Source organism: Bifidobacterium bifidum ATCC 29521 = JCM 1255 = DSM 20456, from assembly GCF_001025135.1.
Taxonomy (GTDB): Bacteria; Actinomycetota; Actinomycetes; order Actinomycetales; family Bifidobacteriaceae; genus Bifidobacterium; species Bifidobacterium bifidum.
Map to the genome: position 1 here is coordinate 1934149 of NZ_AP012323.1, position 18073 is coordinate 1952221.

Below are 18073 nucleotides of genomic sequence, written 5' to 3' on the forward strand. Positions count from 1 at the left end.
AACGACTCGGCAGATCAGGCTTCGAAGAAGCCGGACTGACCGAGGCGGGAGTCAGGATTCAACAGCATGGCCTTTTCGACTTCGTGGCCGTTGTAACGATTGCCGTCGGCGAGCTTAGTGCCGTCCTCGCGGAAGCGACGGTTGTCGATCGGCTCGTAGAGCGCCGCGCGACCCATCATGCCTTCCTCAAGGTGACGCTGGCCGGCAGCCAGACGGGCGTTCGCGCGCTCGCGCCAGGCGTTCAGTGCGTCCTCACCCGCGGTGTGTGCCACGGCCGCCTCGAAGGCGCCCGGGTTCACGATCGCGGCGAAACCACTCACGTGGCCGAAGCCGAGCGAGGTGGCGAGGCCGGCCTTGACGCGGCCGACGTGCAGCGGCTTGGTGAGCCACACCATGTGGTCGTCGCGCTCCAGCTTCGGGTCCACGCAGTCGAGCGAGGCGTTGGCCGGGATCACGCCGGACTTGAACAGCTGCGTCAGGCCGTTGACCTGGAAGATGCAGGCGCCGCCCTTCGCGTGGCCGGTGAGCGTCTTCTGGGAGATCACGAACAGCGGGTTGCCGTTCGTGCGGCCGATGGCGTGCGCCAACGTGTTGTGCAGCTCGGACTCGTTCGGGTCGTTCGCGTTGGTGGACGTGTCGTGCTTGGAGACCACGGCGATGTCGTCCGGGGTGACGCCGAGCGCGGCCAGATCGTGCACGAGCTTCGAGTCGCGGCCGCCGAGGCCAGCCGCCAGGGCGCCGAGGCCCGGGGCCGGGATCGAGGTGTGCGCGCCATCCGCGTACGAGTGGATGAAGCCGACTACGCCGGCGACCGGCAGACCCATGCGAAGCGCGATGTCACCGCGCGTCAGCAGGATCGTGCCGCCGCCCTGGGACTCCAGGAAGCCGCCGCGGCGACGGTCGTTCGCACGCGAGAAGAAGCGCGCGTCGATGCCCTTCGCGTACATCTCCTCCGAGTTGGCGGTGGCGTTCATGTTGCCGAAGCCGATCACGGATTCCACGCCGATGTCGTCAATCGCGCCGGTGACCACGAAGTCGGCCTTGCCGAGGGCGATCTTGTCGGCGCCCTCCTCCAGCGACACCGCGGCGGTGGCGCAGGCGGAGACCGGCTGGATCATGTTGCCGTAGCCGCCGACGTAGGACTGCATCACATGCGCGGCCACCACGTTCGGCAGGGCCTCCTGCAGGATATCGGTCGGGATCTCATGGTTGAGGAAGCGGTCAAGGTACAGCTTGCGCATCGACATCATGCCGCCGAAGCCGGTTCCCTGCGTGCTCGCCACCATCGAGGGATGGATGGCCTGCAGCACCTCGGTCGGCGTGAAGCCGGCGGACAGGTAGGCGTCCACGGTGGTGACGATGTTCCACAGCGCGATCTTGTCGACGTCGCCGACCATCGAGGCCGGGATGCCCCACTTGAGCGGGTCGAAGCCCTTCGGGAACTGGCCGCCGACCGTGCGCGTCATCGTGGCGCGACGCGGCACGCGAATCATCGAACCGGCGTGACGGGTGACGTTCCATTCGCCCGACTCCGGGTCGGCCGCGATGGAGGTGTGCGCCTCGTCCATCTTGACGTATTCCTTGGCGATGTCCTCGGTGGGCACGGAGAAGGTGACGCCGTGGTCGAGGAAGACCTCGGTCTCCTCTTCGTCGGCGCCGTCCTTGTAGTCGTTGCCCATGCCTTCATCGAACGGACGGATGCCGGAGCGGGCCACGACCTCGTCATGGTAGCGTTCGGCGATGTCCTCTTCGGGCACGAGGTTGCCGTCGGTGTCGTACCAACCCGGCTTCGGACTGTCCTGCCATTCGACCAGACCCATGTTCCACGCGAGTTCGAGCACCGCGCCGGCGGACAGGTCGACGCTGCCGTCGGAGTGGATTCCGAGCTCCGCCTCGAAGCGGGTGCGGCCGGAGCCCCACGGGCCCAGCTCGCCGATGGAGACGATGACGATCTCGTCCTCGGGCTTGGCGGTGACGTTCTGCCAGTCGGCCAGGTCGACCGGCGCCTGCTGCGGCACGTGCGGGCTGGGCAGCGCCTTGATGCTCAGGCCGGATGCGGCGGTCTTCGCGGAGGTGGAGTCGTCGTCCGACTGCTGTGCGGAGGCCGCGGCCTTCTCTGCGTCGGCCATCGCCTCGGCGCGCAGCGCCTTGATATCGATCGGGGCGTTGCCGAGCCCGCCGGTCAGGTCCACGTCGAGCGGATGCTCAACTGCTTCCGCGCGGGATTCCGCGGTGCACAGGTCGAGCAGCTTCACGGCGATCTGTTCGGTGGAGTACGTGTGGATGCCGTGGCGTTCGACGACCTCGACCAGCGGGTCGTTGCCGCCCATCAGGCCGGTGCCGCGCACCCAGCCAATCTTCGGGTGGGCGAAGGTGACACGGGACGACCATACCTTTTCGGCATGGGCGCGGTTGACGATCGCGTCAAACGCGCTCTTGACCTCGCCGTACGCGCCGTCGCCGCCGAAGATGCCGCGGTTCGGGGAGCCGGGCAGCACCACATGCAGCTTGTGCTGCACGTCGGTGTCGGCGCCGATGGCGGATAGGCCGGCGATCGCGCGTTCCACGCCCCACAGCATCAGTCGCGCCTGGGACTCGAACAGTTCGCCGGAGTCGGTCAACGTGCCGTGCACCGGCGGGGCGGCGAACGGGAAGAACAGCGTCGGCTCGTATGCGGGCTTCAGGATCGTGGTGGTCGCGCCGGAGGTCTTCTTCTGCACGTTGCCGATCCACTGGACCAGTTCGTCCACGTCGCGGTAGCTGGACAGGTTCGCGGGAACCAGCCACAGCTTGGCGCCGCCCACCGCGTGCTCGCGGTAGGTTTGCTTCGCCCACGCCTTGACGGACGGACGGAAGCTGTGCGAGGTGGCGATGACGGTCGCGCCGCCGGCCAGCAGGCCGTTGACGACCTGCGCGGCGATCGAGTTCGGAGCCACGCCGGTCACCACTGCGATGTCGTTCGCGAAGCGGGATGCGTCAGGCACGTCGGCGACCGATTCGAGGGCCTCGGTGGCGATGCGGTCGAAGATGTCGGCGAGCTGTCCATGGCTCTTGGACGCGAACCACTTGGCCTGGTCGGCGACGTCCTTGCCGACGCCGACAAAGCTCAGGGACTCGACAGACTGGTCGCCGTTGTAGAACAGGCGAGCCAGGTCTTCGCGCGCGGATGCCCAGCGGTCATCGAAGAGGATGGCCTTGCGGGAGTCGAAGCGCGGCTCGACCTGCTTGGGCCAGTCGGAGCCGAGCTCGGCGTCGACGGCAGCCACGACGGCCGCGTTCTCGTCCTCGCCGGGTTCGGCGGCCGGAGCCGTCACGCCCAGCTCGTTGAGCACGTAACGGGCGGTGGAGGCGAGCACGCCGTTGGCACCGGTGACCTTCTCCGCGAAGGCGTCGAGCGCCGCGGAATCCACCACGGCACCGCCGGCTGCGCCGCCGGCGCTCGGCTTGGAGACAGCCACGCCCTTGGTCTGCCCGACCAGGGTCACCGCATCGTCGATGAGCTGATCGGCGGCGGCCGCATTGGCGGCGGCGCCGGTGGGCAGCTTGGCCAGATCACCGCCACGCGAGCTGGCACCCTCGCGGGTGTCGAGCAGCAGGGTCGCGGTCACGGCGGCAACCCAGCCTTCGCCGAGCTGCCACACGTTGGTCACGCGTTCGCGGATGTGCGCGGGCTTGACGCCGGCGGCACCGAACAGCGCGCGCAGGCGGTCACGGATCGCATCAGACAGTACCGGGCCGAACGCCTTGTAGTTCGGGGCGACCTTGTTGACGAGCTGTGCAAGCTGGGTGAGCGTCGCCTCTGCGGCGCCATCCACACTGGCCACACCCAGCTCGGAGCTGATATCCATCAGCAGCTGGTTGCGGCGGGACGACACGCCATTGGTCAACGTGTCGGTCGTGTCGTTCGCGCCGATTTGGTCGAGGCGGATCTTTGTGGAGTAAGCCATGAGCACACCGATGGCGTCGGACGCCTTGAACGGCAGGTCGTCGACCGGGCCGCTGACGGCGGAACCGAGTTCGGCGACGGCGGAACCGACCTGAGCGGCGGACGGCGCGGCGGCGACTGCCGGAGCCGCGGCGGGCGCGGCGGCAGCGGGCGCAGCCGGAGCCGGGGCAGCAGCGGGCGCCGCGGTCTCGGTCTCCTCCGGCTCATCGTCCGGCACCAGCGAATCAGAGTCGGCCATGTACACACGGCCCTCATCGCGGCCGACGTTGTACACGGTCACGTCACAACCCGAGAAATCGGGCAGTCGCAGCGTCTTGGAGCCGAGATTGGCGAGCGTCGGCGAGTTGCCGAGACCGACCTCCACGTACTCCTCCACGCCGAGACCACCGCGGTTGGCGGGGTTGAACAGCAGCGCCTGGGTCTCGATCCAGCGCACGGGGGACGCGAACTGCCACGACAGCAGTTCGGTGAGCAGCAGACGGCCGAGCTTCTGGTCGTCGGCGGCGTAGGAGTCCCACACTGCCGGGTCGTCCAGAGCGGCCTTGATGCGCTCGGACGGCACGACTTCGAGGATCTTGGCGGCGAATTCCTTCGTCATCTCGAACGGGGACGCCACCAGGTTCGGGATGTAACGGTCGACCAGACGGCCACGGTAGTCGATGTACTGCGGCAGCAGCGCGTCGAGCTTATCGCGGAACTCCGGCACGCCCTTGCGAAGCAGCGTGGAGTGGAACGGCACGTCGATGCCCGGCACCAGCATGAACGGCGGCTTGCCGCCATATTCCTTGGCGCGGCGGGACGCGTCGGCCTGCAGGTACTTCAGGCCGGCGATCGTGCCGGCGATCGCGTACTGCTGGCCGGCGAGGTTGTAGTTCACGATCTCCAGAAACTCGCCGGACGCCTTGGCGACGGACTCGACGTATTCCTTGACGTGCGCGTCGTTGACGCCGAACTGGTTCGGACGCAGCGCGCCCATGCGGTAGTTCGAGCGGCCCTGGGCGTCGCGCTCGATCAGGTGGTGCATGGTGGAGCCGCGGTGGAACACCAGTTCCAGCTCGGTTTCCAGCGGGATGATGTCGGCGAACGCGGACAGCGCGTTGTACTCGCCGAGCGAGTGGCCCGCGAAGTACGCCGGCCAGATGTCGGAGCCGGCCTCGCGCAGACGCGCGGTCTGGGCGTAGGCCACCGTGGCGAGCGCCACCTGCGTGAACTGGGTGAGGTTGAGCAGGCCGTCCGGGTGACGGTAGGTCACGCCGTTGGCGGTGAGCTCCTTCGGGTTGTCGCGCACGACCGCGAGGATCGAGAAGCCCAGCTTGGAGCGGGTCAGCTTGTCGGCGCGCTCCCACACGCTGCGGGCGGCGGGCGACTTGGCACGCTCGTCAAGCACCATACCCTGTTTCTGGATGCCCTGGCCGGGGTAGACGAACGCGGACTTCGGCGCGCGGACCAGCGCAGTGCCGCGCGAGACCAGCTGACCGTCGATGCGGCAGGTCACTTCGAATGCCATGCCGCCGTGCTCGACCTTGCCGACGCGCTCGATGGAGATCTCCACCTTGTCGTCAAGCTGCACCATGCCGTACATGTTGTAGGTCCAGCCTGCGATCTCGTAGTGAGCCCCCTTGTCGTCCAGCGCCTGGACGACGTGCTGGGCGGTGGCGGACAGCCACATGCCGTGCACCAGCGGGGCGGCGAGCCCGGAGATGCGGGCGCCGCGCGTGGAGGTGTGGATCGGATTGAAGTCGCCGGAGGTACGCGCGAATGCAGTCATGTCATCGGGCGCGGTGACGGTGACGCGGCGCAGCAGACGGCGAGGCGTGGCCTGCACCGTGGCTGCGGCGGAGCCGTCCTCCTGCTTGGCTTCGAGGGCGCCACCGTATTCGGGGGCGTCGGCCGGCAGCGCGTCGGAGTAGACGCGGCCGCGAATGGCGAAGCGCTCGGTCTCGCGGGCGAGCACGGTGCCGTCGGCGGCGGTGTGCAGCACGTGGATGGTCACGACGCGGCCGGACGCGGACTCGAAGTAGTCCTCGGCCCAGCTGGTGAGCGTGATGGTCTCGTCGACGTGCTTCAGCAGCTCGTCCTCGGTCTCCTCAAGCTCGATGAGGTGGTCGAGATGCACCGCGTTGAGCAGTCCCTCGATGACCGGGTAGCCCTTGACGTACACGGAGCCGAGCGCCGCGTAGATCGCCGGCCATGCCGGGCCGACCAGCGCGTCGGGGGCGATGCGCGAGGGCGCGAGGTCCTGCGGCAGCGCGCCGCCGGTGGCCGCCTCGTGGTCGTAGCCGAGGTTGGCGGACAGCGTGTAGGTGGCCGACGCGGTGCCGAACGGGTAGGCGGCCTTGTCGTCGGACGAGGTGATCTTCGGCATGTCGGTCAGCTTGTCGCCGGTGATGGCGGTGTTGCCGATGCCTGCGGTGGCGGCGAGCATCGCGTAGACGTTGCCGACCAGGCGCTCGCGGTTGACGACCGGCAGCAGGCCGGTTTCGGTGCCGCGCAGCGTCAACGGGATGACGATGTCGCGCACGGCGTGCTTGGAGACGCCACCGCCCGGATCGTTGTCCCAGTACGTGTCGAGATGGATGTCGAGGTCGTATTCCTCGCCCTGCTCGGAAGCGCCGCGGTCGATGATCTCATAGTTGGCGTCGCCGACCTGCGTGCCGTATGCCGGGTTCGTGGTCAGGTGGCCGACCCAGGAGATGTTCGGGCAGGTGCGGATGAACGCTTCGGCGCTCTCGGCGCCGCCGAGCTCGCTGTAGGCGTCGGTGGAGGCACCGGACTGCAGTTCGCGGGTGCGCTCCAGGGCCGCGGCCTCGAAACGGCCGAGGATGTGGGCGACGGGCTCGTCGACGGTGGTGATGCCGGCCACGGAGATCGGGCCGGGAATCACGCGCACGGAATCGGCGGAATAGCGGGCGTCCTCGGACTGCCACAGCTGATCCTGGCCCCACCGGCGCAGCAGGTCATTGTCGATGACCGGCACGAACGGCATGGGCTTGGGATATTCGCTCACGAGTACCGGGAACCAAGCCACATCGGCCGGGGTCACGTGGATTTCGGCAACCTGCGGGTAGGCGGCTTCCAGCTTGGCGATGGCGGCCTTCGGATCGGAGGCGACATCGTCCACGCCGGCGAACAGCGAGGTGAACTCGCCGGATTCCTGACCGCACACACGGGCTTCGATGCGCTGCAGCAGGTGCAGGAAGCGCAGCGAATACGTCGGGTCGACCACGGGGAACACCAGGTCGACGAAACGCTCGGCCCACTCGACGTAGGTCATCGAGGCGAGGTCACCGAAGTACGGCTTGGCGGTGGCGTCGAGCGCCTTGATGATCTCGTCGCGGCGGCTTTCCAGCTCTTCGGGGTGCTTCATGACGCGCACCAGCAGACGACCGCAGGCGGCGGAGGCGTTCTCGACCTCGTAGATGTCGGCGTGAAGGTGGCTCAGGCCGGAGGAGACTCCGCCGACTGACTTGCCGGACGGCACCCACTTCTCGCCGGCGGGCGCGAACGGGTCGGCGTCGGCCGACGTGTCGGTGATGCCGGGTGTCTTGACGAGCAGCTGCTTGACCGCGGGGCTGGTGTGGGCCTCCTTGGCGGTCATGACGGCGGTGCCGATGAGCACGCCGTCGACCGGCATGTCGGGCAGGTCGTAGGCGCGCGCCCACTGGCCGGAGATGTAGTCGGCCGCGCGCTCCGGCGTACCGATGCCGCCGCCGGCGACCAGCACGAGGTTGCTGCATGCGCGCACCTCGGCGTAGGTGGAGGTCAGCAGGTCGTCCAGCGACTCCCAGGAGTGGTGGCCGCCGGCCGAACCGCCTTCGACCTGCATCAGGATCGTCGTGGGGGCCACGGCCTTGGCAATCGCCACGACCTGGCGGATCTGCGCGACGGTGCCGGGCTTGAAGCCGACGTAGGGCAGGCCGTCCGCCTGCAGGGAGGCGACGAGCGCCTTGGCCTCGTCGAGCTCGGGGATGCCGGCCGAGACGATCACGCCGTCGATCGGCGTGCCGGACGCGCGCTTCTTCGGCACGATGCCGGAGGGGCCGAACTGCAGGTTCCAAAGGTAGCGATCCATGAACATCGCGTTGAATTCGACCGTGCGGCCTTCTTCGAGCAGGTTCTCCAGCTCGGCGACATGACGGTCGAACACGTCGGCGGTCACCTGGCCGCCGCCGCCGATCTCGGCCCAATAGCCGGCGTTCGCGGCCGCGGCCACGATCTCGGGATCCACGGTGGTCGGGGTCATGCCGGGCAGCAGCACCGGCGGTTTGCCGGTCAGGTCGGTGAACTTGGTGCGGATCTTGTCGCCGGCGGGAGTGTGCAACACCTTCGGCGCGAACGTCTTCCAGTTCTGGGTGCGGACGGGCTCGTCCTCCATGGTGGACAGCGCGGAACGCTCGGCCATCGTGGTGGCTTCGACCACGCCGACGCCGGTGCCCTGGATCAGGTTGCCGATGAGCTTGCCGAGCGTGTTGCCCGGGCCGAAGTCGACGATCCACAGCTTGGACGGATCGCAGGATTCCAGCATCGCCTTGACGCGGGCCGCCCAATCGACGTGGTTGAGCAGCACTTCGGCGGCCAGCTCGCGCGTACGGGTCTCCTTGAAGCCGCAGGCGTGCGCCCAGGCCACGGCCTGCTCGACGGCATCGGCCATCAGCGGCGAGTGGAACGGCAGCGTGACCTCCAGGTATTCGAGGACGGGCCCGAACACCGCGCCGCCGCGGACCTTCTCGTCACGCAGTGTCTGCTGACGCTTGTGCTCCTTGCCGGCCTCGACCTCGAAGGCGGCAAGGTCCTCCGGGTAGCCGGAGAGCACGTGGTTGTTGCTGGAGTTGGTGACGGCGATGCTGATCGGGCCGCGCGGGTTCGGCACGCGGGATGCGAGCACCTCGACCTGGCGCTTGGTGGCGCCGCGCACAGACAGCATCGGAGTGGCGCCGGCGTGCTGCGCGGTGAGCGCGAGCTCGCGCGCCTTGCGGGTGCCGGCCACGCCGATCAGCTCGGCGATGGCCAGGATCTCGTCGATCTGCTGGCCCGCGGCCTCGATGGAGCCGGCCTTGCGGATGACGTTGACCATGTGCGCGCCAAGCACGCCCTGCGAATGGCCGAGCACGGCGACGGGGGCGGTGTTCGCCACGTCAAGGCCGAGACCGGCGGCGTCGATCAGCGCGCCGAGCTGAGTGAGTGCGATGCCTTCGACGCTGACGGTCGCCGCGGCGGCGGCACCGAGCCGTGCCGGGTTCGGCTTGAAGCCGAACAGGTCGACGGCGCGTCCGGTGGTGGCAAGCAGGTCGGCGGCCACGGGGGCGAGCATCGTGTTCGCCGCGGCGACATGGCCGCGCAGCGTGGCTTCGAGCGCCGGATCATTGGTCAGGTCAGCGAGCGCAACCGGCCAGGGTGTGGACTGTCCGCCGAAAGCGAGCGCATGAGGTTCGCCGTTGAGCCGACTGAGAAAGAAATTGGGGTCTGACATGGGTTGGTGTTCCTTCTTTTATTTGGACATTGTGCGGAGCCGCCATTGCCGGTATCGGCTCAAAATCTGTTGTGCCGCGGAGTGGCCGCCGCGGCGGGATGGACTACAGCGGCTGGTTGCCGTGATGCTTGGTGGTGCGGCGCACGCGCTTCTTGTCGGCGAGCAGTCGCAGCGATTCGGCGATGGCCTGACGGGTCTGCTCGGGATCGATCATCGCGTCGATCTCGCCCATTTCGAGCGACAGGTTCGCGTTGACGGTGGTGCGCTCGTATTCGGCGGCGAGCTTGGCCCGCAGCGCGTCGACGTCCTCGCCGGCCTCCTTGGCCTTGACGAAGTCCTTGCGGTGGATGATGTTCACCGCGCCGGTGGCGCCGAGCACCGCGATCTGCGAGCTGGGCCACGCGAAGTTCATGTCCGCGCCGATCGCCTTGGATCCCATCACGATGTACGCGCCGCCGAACGCCTTGCGCAGCACGACGGTGACCATCGGCACCTGCGCGTTCGCGTAAGCGTAGATCACCTTGGCGCCGCGGCGGATGATGCCGGCGTGCTCCTGATCGGCGCCCGGCTTGTATCCGGGGGTGTCCACGAGCGTGATGACCGGCAGGTTGAACGAGTCGCACAGACGCACGAACCGCGCCACCTTTTCGGAGGCGTCCACGTCGAGGATGCCGGCGCGAACGTTCGGCTGGTTGGCGACCACGCCGATCGGCCGGCCGTCGATGCAGGCGAATCCGACGACGGCGGACGTGGCGAACAGCTCGTGCACCTGCACGAATTCGCCGTAGTCGACGATGCAGCGGATCACGTCGAGCACGTCATACGGCTGGCGGTCGTTGTCCGGCACGATGTCGGTAAGGCGTTTCGCGGTCTCGCGGTCCGCGCGAGTCGCCGCATAGGCGTACATCGGGGGCTGGGCGTCGCTGTTCGACGGCAGGTAGGCAAGCACCGTGCGCGCGTAGTCGATCGCGTCGGCCTCGTCCTCGCCGAGGTAGTGCGCAACGCCGGATTTCGTGCTGTGCACGAGTCCGCCGCCGAGGTCGTTCATGCTGATCGTCTCACCGGTGGCCGCCTTGACGACGTCCGGGCCGGTGACGAACATGTCGGAGTTCTCCTTGGTCATGACGATCAGGTCGGTCAGCGCCGGGCAGTACACGGCGCCGCCGGCGCACGGACCCAGGATCAGCGAGATCTGCGGGACGAAGCCGCTGGCGTCGCAGGTCTTGCGGAAGATGTGGCCGTACTGCGTCAGCGCGGCGACGCCTTCCTGGATGCGGGCGCCGCCGGAGTCGACGATCGCGACGATCGGCACCTTCAGGTCCAGCGCCATGTCCATCAGGTGGCAGATCTTCTCGCCTTCGGCACGACCCAGCGTGCCTCCCCTGACGGAGAAGTCCTGCGCGTAGACGGCGATCTTGCGGCCGTACACGTCACCGAATCCGGTGATGACGGCCGAACCGGCCTTGCCGCCGTTGATGTCGCCGCCGCGGAACCGGCCGATCTCCTCGAACGAGCCGGTGTCGAGCAGCAGTCCGAGCCGCTCGCGGGCGGTCATCTTGCCCTTGGCGTGCTGGCGGGTGCGCGCGTTGGATTCAGCGTCACGCGCGAGTTCCGCCGCGCGTACCACCGCTGCGCGGATCGGCTGCTCGCCCTGCGCCTGTGCGGCGCCGTCCGCCGAGACGTGCCCAGGTTGTTTCATGACCTGTTTCACGGCCGGCGAGTTCATGATATCGGTCATCACTTGCCCTCCTTGCCGTTCTTCGCGGTGCTTGCGGACTTGCCGCCGTCATCCACCGCGCCGGACTTGTCGCGCGCCTTGGCGCCGTCGACGTCCATCGCGACCAGCGTCTCGCCGGCCTCGACGCCGGTGGCGGGCGCGACGAAGATCTTCGCGACCGTGCCGTTGACCGGCGCGTACACGTAGTTCTCCATCTTCATCGACTCCAGCACCACCAGCAGGTCGCCCTTGGTGACGGACTGGCCTTCCGCGACGTTGATGCGCGTGACCACCGCCTGCATGGGCGAGGCGATGACGCCGGACTTGCCGTCGTTGTGCTCCTTCTTCTCCGCGATGGCGTGCAGCCCCTGGCCTCGCAGCGGCTGCGACGGGCGCTTGGCTCCGCGCGAACGCCCCGCTCCCATGAGGTTGTTGACGATGTCGGTCGGCACGGTGAGCTTGACACGGCGGTCGTCGACCTCGATGACGAAGCTTTCGCTCGTCGGGGCCTTCGCGCCGGCGTCCTGGCCTTCGCCGCTGAGCGACGCCGGCTGTCCCGAGCGCACGGTCTGCGGCTCATGGTTGAGGTACTTGCGCTCCAGCCACTTCGTGCTCACGTCGAAGAGATGACCATGCTCGGCGGTGAACTCATCGTCGTTGAAGATCTGCTTGAACAGGCTGACCGGGGTCGGCACGCCCTCGATCACGAGTTCGTCGAGCGCGCGGCGCACGCGGGCGACAGCCGCCTCACGGCTCTGCGCGGTGATCACGACCTTGCCCATCATCGAATCGAACTTCGGCGAGACCGTGTCTCCCTGCTCCACGCCGGTATCGATGCGCAGGCCGGGGCCGGACGGCCAGACGATGCGCTCCAGCGTGCCGGAGGACGGCGTCAGGTTCGTCGCCGGATCCTCGCTGGTGATGCGCAGCTCGAAGCTGTGGCCGCGCGGCGCGGGGGCCGGTGTCAGGTGGCCGCCGTCGGCGATATCGATCTGCTCGCGCACCAGGTCGAGCCCGCACACCTCCTCGCTGACCGTGTGCTCGACCTGCAAACGCGGGTTGACCTCCAGGAAGTACACCTTGCGATGCGGGGTCACCATGAACTCGCACGTGCCCAGACCGATGTAGTCGACCTTGTTGAACAGGCTGCGCGAATACGTCTCCAGCTGGTTGATGACCTCGTCCGGCAGGAACGGAGCGGGGGCCTCCTCGACGAGCTTCTGGTTGCGCCGCTGCACAGAGCAGTCACGCGTCGAGTACACGGTGAAGTCGCCGAAACGGTCGCGGCCGCACTGGGTCTCCACGTGGCGGGCCTTGTCGATGAACTTCTCGATGAAGTACTCGTCCAGGTCGCCGCCCTGCATCGCGTCATGGTTCATGTAGAAGCGACGCATCTCGTCATCGTCGTGCACGACGGTGATGCCTCGGCCGCCACCGCCGTCGGTGCGCTTCATCATCACCGGGTAGCCGTACGTGTGCGAGAAGTCCAGCAGCGTGCGCAGCTCGCGCACCGGCTCGCTGATGCCCGGCACCGGCGGCACCTGCGCGGACTTCGCCACGCGACGCGCGGTGATCTTGTCGCCGAGGTCGATCAGCGCCTGCGGATGCGGCCCCACCCAGATCGCGCCCGCTTTCTCGACCTTGTCGGCGAAGCTCGGCACCTCGGAGAGGAATCCGTAGCCGGGGTGCACGGCGTTCGCGCCGGACCGGTGCAGGATGCCGATCAACAGGTCCTCGTTGAGGTATGTGCTCGCGTATGTGTCACCCGACAGCAGGTACGACTCGTCGGCCAGCTGGACGTACTGGGCGTTGCGGTCCTGTTCGGAGTACACCGCCACCGTGGAAATCCCCATCTCCCGGGCGGTTCTCACCACGCGCAGCGCGATCTCGCCGCGGTTGGCGACGAGTATTTTCTTGACGATATTTCCCATATATTCCACTATCGCCGTATGCGCGCGAGTGCGGAGTCAAGTTTTCGACAAAAACGGCGGCGATATTTTGTAGAGCGAAGACAAACGGCCACGTAAGTTCCGGCACCGTAACCGGCGAACATCCACAAAAGGCCGTCTCGACTTTTGTATGTTCCCGACAGGCCGTCTAAGGCGAGGGCTTTCTATCATTGGCGACAACGGAGGGACACTCGCCGTCCGTTCTTTCATCATCGAGAGGGGTTATTCATGTCCGAACGTACTGTTTCCACCGCCCAGCGCGGCCGTATGCTGGCTTCGACCATCGGCAAGCCGGTGCTGTTCGCCGTCCTCATGTGGCTCGCTTCGGCAGCTGGTGAGATTTCGATCCCTGGCACCCCGGTGCCGATCACGCTGCAGACCTTCGTCATGATGCTGGCAGGTCTGATGCTCAGCTGGCGTCAGGCAGGCAGCGCGGTGGTGCTGTATCTGGCCGCCGGCGCGGCCGGACTGCCGGTGTTCGCCGGCGGCGCCTCCACCGCCGCCCTGTTCGGCCCGAGCGCGGGCTTCCTGATCGGCTTCCTGCCGGCCGTAATCGTCACCGCCCTGCTACGCGGCAAGGCGCGTCTTGACTCGGCTCCGCACGCCGCGCTGACCGCCGTCCGCTACTTCGGCGCCTCACTGGCCGGCAACCTGGTGGTGCTGTACCTGTTCGGCATCACGATTCAGTCCATGGTCATGCATGTTCCGTTCACGACCGTGGCGATTGCGTCGATGGGCTTCGTGATCGGCGATGTCATCAAGGCCGTCGTCGCGTCGCTCGCGGCGACCGGTCTGGCCAAGCTGTTCTGATTCGCGTCGCTGTTGTCGCAGCGAACGGTTCTCAATAGCGTTTGTGCGAGGATTTCTAACATTCCCGCACAAACGCTCATATGGAAGAAGCCCGGAATTCCGGGCTTCTTCCATATTTTTTGTTCATTTCGGACGGATGCAGGCTCACACCTTTCTTATTGAGAACCGTTCGCTGCGACTACAGCGGCAATACGCCGACGTCGGCCGTGTGCACGACATGGTTTTCGCCCGCATCGTCACGCACGCTCAGCGACGCATCGGCGTTCAGCGCCGTCGCCGTACCGGTCAGCACCGAACCATCGGTGAAGCGCGCCTCAACACGACGTCCCAGCGTCCAGCACACGCAGGAGGTCTCCTCGCGCAGCCGCTCGGCGGCGGCATGCGGGTCTGCCACGAAACCGCTCAGTCGGGAACTCAGCGACCGCACGATATGCGCGGCGATCATATCACGCAGTGTCCGGGCATCGGGCAGCCCTTGCACATGCAGTTGCAGTGACGTGGACTGCTCCGTGGGCAACCGGTCGGCCGGTATCGCGAGGTTGATGCCGATGCCGATCACCAGCGCCGCGCTGTCATCGCGCCCGGGCAGCGGCACCATCTCGGTGAGGATGCCACCCAGCTTGCGTCCCTGGCAGAACAGGTCATTCGGCCACTTGAGCCGCAGACCGCAATCTTCACTGGCCACCCCACATTCGGCGAGCGCGCCCCGCAGCGCATCCAGCGCGGCAAACCCGGCGATCACCGTCAGCCAGCCGTTTACGCTGCCGTCGGCGATCACGCCCGCCGGCAGCGTGGCGATGTACGAGCAGGTCATCGATTCGCCGGGAGCACTCACCCATGTGCGTTCCAGCCGGCCGCGGCCCGCGCTCTGCACATCAGTGGCCACCACGGCCACACCGGCACCCCCGTCGGCCGGAGGCGCCATGGTGCCGTCGCGCAGCATCTGCCGCGCCAGCGTATTGGTCGATGCGGTTTCCACCACCGCAATCACATTGTCAGCCACCTCGGTGGTGCGTGGCATGTTTGGAATGATTCCCCTTGTTGTTTCCGACATGCCTTCAGATTATGCCCGATATCGTCCTACGGCAAATGCCGGCAATGGCACGATCGCCGCCGTTCAAGGCGCATCGGTAGAATACCATGACATGACCACAGCTCACATCACGGATCACTCCAGCGCCACCCCGGCCCGCGGCGGGCGCGGAGGCAGCGGCGGCAGGTCACGACGCGCCACCGGCATCGCCCTCGCGCGTCTCGCGGCCGTGGCGCGATGGACGCTGGCCGTCGCGGCCTGCCTGTGGATCGCCTTGTGCGTGGCGGTGGGGCCGCTCTACTGGGCAGACTCCTCGATCGCGGATTTCGGCGCGGTGAACTGGTTGTTTGCCGTTGTCGGATTCCTTGTACCATTCGCCGCCGTGGTCGCAATGACTCGCTGGGCGAACGGCATACCGGTGTTCGGCTGGTCCAGCGGCAAGAACGGCCTGCATCCACGGCGCCTGATTCCGGCGGGCGCACGTCGCGCGGCCGCGCGGCTCCTGGCATCCGCTCCCGGCTCGTGGGTCAGCCGGACCGGACGGTTCCTCGCCCGGGTATGCGTACGTGCCACCGACCGGTGGTGGAAAATCGCACTGATCCTGTTCATCGGCTGGCTTTGGGTGCCGACGACGCTGCTGTCCGCGTTCGGCGCCGACATCCGCTCTCAGGCTCGCGAGTTCAGCTGGGCCTGGAACCAATGGACCGGCCTGGATCAGCCGTATATCGGATTCTTCTCATTCGTGCCGATGGACATCTATCCGACCGCGCACTACATATGGCCGTCGAATCCGACGTACCTGACCGATCAGCACAACATCGTGCTGACGGTACTGTATGGTGCCGTGCTGTCGGTCTCCCGGTATTTCACCGATTCCAACGATGTCGGATTCGTGGTGCTGTCATCCGCGCAGTTCCTGTTCGCCGCGTTCTGCTGCGCCGCCACCGCCAACCGGTTCTTCAACTTGCCGTGGCTGCCGCGCCGCGCCGGCATTGACTTCACGCATCCCGAACGCGGGCTGATGGCACTGGTCATGCTTGATTTCACGCATCCGGAGCGCGGGTACGCCTCCCCCGGCTTCGCGGCGCGGGCATGTGCCGGGAACGGACGCCTGCCCGAAGGCGCCTCGGGATGGTTCTCGCGTCTGGTGATTATCCTGTTCTTCCTATGCTGTCCGCTCGCGGTGTTCTCGACGATCTCGCTGACGAAATCGCCTCTGTTCGCGTTCTCGTTCGTGTGGGCGTTCGGCGTGTGGTACGAGCTGTTCCGTACGTGGCGAGGCAAGGGCGACAAGGTGGTCAGGCTGCGCCGCCGCAGCCTTATCGCATTGATCCTGGCCTGCGTGGTGATGCTGGCGAGCGCGAAGTACGCTTGGTACATCATCGTGCTGCAGCTGATTCTTGCGCTGCTTTCCGACCATCGCCGCTGGAAGGCGTACGTCGTCGCGTTGCTGCTGCCGGTCATCGTGCTGCATGGCGGCGTCGTGATGCTGACCCGCACCGGTGCGATCATCAGCGGCGATCCGATCGAAAGCCACGGCGTCCAGCTGCAGCAGATCGCCCGCATCGCCAAGCGCAATCCGGGCAGCATACCGCAGTCCGCCAGGGAGGAGATCGCGCCGATCTTCAATCTCGATCAGATGGCCGACGCCTACCAGCCGCAGGATGCCGACCCGGTGAAGTCGTCCGGCATCCAGTCGAAGAAGGTAAGCTACCGCTGGCGGTCGGTCACACAGGAGGACATGGCCCGGTTCAATAGCGCCTGGTGGCAGATCGTCAAGGCCGATCCCGTCACCGCCATCGACGCGCTGCTGGCGAAGTGCTTCGGCTATTTCAACCCGATGGATCAGCCGTACGTGTCGATGGATTACTACGTGAACAGCGATTATGTGACAGACCAGACCACGTGGATCAAATACTGGTGCAGCGAGTGGCGGCAGTCCATCGCCGAGGGCGCAAAGCAGTTCGGTGAGATTCCGGTGCTGGGATGGGTGGCTCACGGCAACCTGTATGTGATGATGACGCTGCTGATCGGCGCGGCCGAAGTGGTGCTTCGCCGGTGGCGCACACTGGTCATGCATCTGCCGCTGCTGCTGCTCATGGGCGTGATGATCACCGCGCCCGCGAACAATTTCGAGCGACATATGCTGCCGGTGGCGTTCGTGTTCGGATTCGTGGTGCTCACGTTCTGGCGGGAGTCGCAGCGGGCGCGGCGCAACGCGGACATCCGGTGACGACTGGTGACGCTTGCAGACGGTTCGGCTATGCTGGACGGTATGACCGATTTCGACACGGAGCATGGTTCCGTTGACTTCCTTGACCTGCTGAGCAGTGGTTCCGCTCAGGATGACGCCGATTCCCGACTGGAATCGGTGGCGTTCGCGTGTCTGGTCAATGGGTTGGCGGATGAGCGTGCCGCGGCGATTCTGGGGATTCTTGATTTTTCGGATGATTTTCTGTGCTTTGCCATCGGTGGCAAGCCGTTGCACACGATGGCGGGCACAAGGGCCGCGATCCGCAGGACCGTGCATGATCTGGGCGGCGGGCCGTGCGTGACGGGGACGACGAACGGTCTGTGCGTGGCGCTGATCATGCCGCGTGCGGCGGCGACGCCCGATGTAACGTGTACCAATACGCTGTCGGCGTTCTCGACGAAGGCGCCGGTGTGCCTGGGACCTTTGCGCCGCGGTGTCGAGGGTGCCTGCCGCACGGTGCAGGCGGTCCGTTCGGCGATTGCGGCGGCTCCCGCATTGCCGCAGGTTCCGCGCCCGATGCGTGCCGATGACGTGCTGCCTGAGCGGGCGCTGCTGGGGGATCAGGATGCCGTGGACGAGCTGGTGAATACGGTATATGCCAGTCTGCAGACGGCGGGGCCGGACGATCCTACTTTGGAGACCGTGTCCACGTTCCTGCGCAACGGCGGCTCGTTGGAGACCACGGCCAAGGAATTGAGCGTACACCCGAACACGGTGCGGTACCGTTTGAAGCGGGCCGCCGAAACCACCGGCTGGGACGCCGCCGACGCGCGCGAGGCCTACGTGTTACGCACCGCCATCGCCCTGGGCCGCATGCATACCGCCTGAGCGCACCGCGACTGAGGAGCGATGCAGGTAACGCGCCACCACACAACACACCCCTGAACACGCCGC

General features: G+C 66.9%; 7 protein-coding genes and 1 pseudogene. 3 read left to right on the forward strand and 5 right to left on the reverse strand.

What is annotated here, in order from left to right:
* Positions 1–14: 14 nt before the first annotated feature.
* From BBBF_RS10725 to BBBF_RS08175, 4 genes and pseudogenes are all read right to left on the reverse strand, one after another.
* A complete protein-coding gene (locus tag BBBF_RS10725) occupies positions 15–2129 on the reverse strand; it encodes a beta-ketoacyl synthase N-terminal-like domain-containing protein (RefSeq protein WP_414835661.1) in 2115 nt (704 codons plus the stop codon).
* Positions 2108–9416: pseudogene (locus tag BBBF_RS08165) on the reverse strand (fatty acid synthase subunit beta domain-containing protein); the annotation flags it as partial. The gene BBBF_RS10725 and the pseudogene BBBF_RS08165, both read right to left, overlap by 22 nt.
* A 103-nt stretch (positions 9417–9519) precedes the next feature.
* Positions 9520–11154, reverse strand: coding sequence for an acyl-CoA carboxylase subunit beta (locus tag BBBF_RS08170; RefSeq protein ID WP_013390270.1), 1635 nt, complete (start codon positions 11152–11154; stop codon positions 9520–9522).
* On the reverse strand, positions 11154–13064 hold the full coding sequence (locus tag BBBF_RS08175) for an ATP-binding protein (protein ID WP_021648152.1): 1911 nt from the start codon (positions 13062–13064) through the stop codon (positions 11154–11156). Before BBBF_RS08175 ends, BBBF_RS08170 begins: the two co-directional genes overlap by 1 nt.
* Positions 13065–13310: 246 nt before the next feature.
* Between BBBF_RS08175 and BBBF_RS08180 the strand changes: the two genes are divergently transcribed.
* Positions 13311–13892, forward strand: a complete 582-nt coding sequence (locus tag BBBF_RS08180) for a biotin transporter BioY (RefSeq protein WP_003814345.1) — start codon at positions 13311–13313, stop codon at positions 13890–13892.
* Positions 13893–14070: 178 nt separating this feature from the next.
* Here BBBF_RS08180 and BBBF_RS08185 read toward each other — a convergent pair whose 3' ends face one another.
* Entirely contained in the window at positions 14071–14913 is an 843-nt protein-coding gene (locus BBBF_RS08185) for a biotin--[acetyl-CoA-carboxylase] ligase (RefSeq protein ID WP_021648154.1), read from the reverse strand.
* A gap of 124 nt (positions 14914–15037) precedes the next feature.
* Here BBBF_RS08185 and BBBF_RS08190 point away from each other — a divergent pair, with 124 nt between their 5' ends.
* Both BBBF_RS08190 and BBBF_RS08195 read left to right on the forward strand, forming a co-directional pair.
* Entirely contained in the window at positions 15038–17158 is a 2121-nt protein-coding gene (locus BBBF_RS08190) for a DUF6020 family protein (protein WP_013390273.1), read from the forward strand.
* Between the two features lie 30 nt (positions 17159–17188).
* On the forward strand, positions 17189–18007 hold the full coding sequence (locus BBBF_RS08195; RefSeq protein WP_003814340.1) for a PucR family transcriptional regulator: 819 nt from the start codon (positions 17189–17191) through the stop codon (positions 18005–18007).
* Positions 18008–18073 lie beyond the last annotated feature (66 nt).

Coding starts and splice junctions, on each gene's coding strand:
- BBBF_RS08185 (WP_021648154.1), bottom strand. CDS start 14,913: ATGCCACGCACCACCGAGGTGGCTGACAATGTGATTGCGGTGGTGGAA.
- BBBF_RS08190 (WP_013390273.1), top strand. CDS start 15,038: ATGACCACAGCTCACATCACGGATCACTCCAGCGCCACCCCGGCCCGC.
- BBBF_RS08180 (WP_003814345.1), top strand. CDS start 13,311: ATGTCCGAACGTACTGTTTCCACCGCCCAGCGCGGCCGTATGCTGGCT.
- BBBF_RS08195 (WP_003814340.1), top strand. CDS start 17,189: ATGCTGGACGGTATGACCGATTTCGACACGGAGCATGGTTCCGTTGAC.
- BBBF_RS08170 (WP_013390270.1), bottom strand. CDS start 11,154: ATGACCGATATCATGAACTCGCCGGCCGTGAAACAGGTCATGAAACAA.
- BBBF_RS08175 (WP_021648152.1), bottom strand. CDS start 13,064: ATGGGAAATATCGTCAAGAAAATACTCGTCGCCAACCGCGGCGAGATC.
- BBBF_RS10725 (WP_414835661.1), bottom strand. CDS start 2,129: ATGGCCGACGCAGAGAAGGCCGCGGCCTCCGCACAGCAGTCGGACGAC.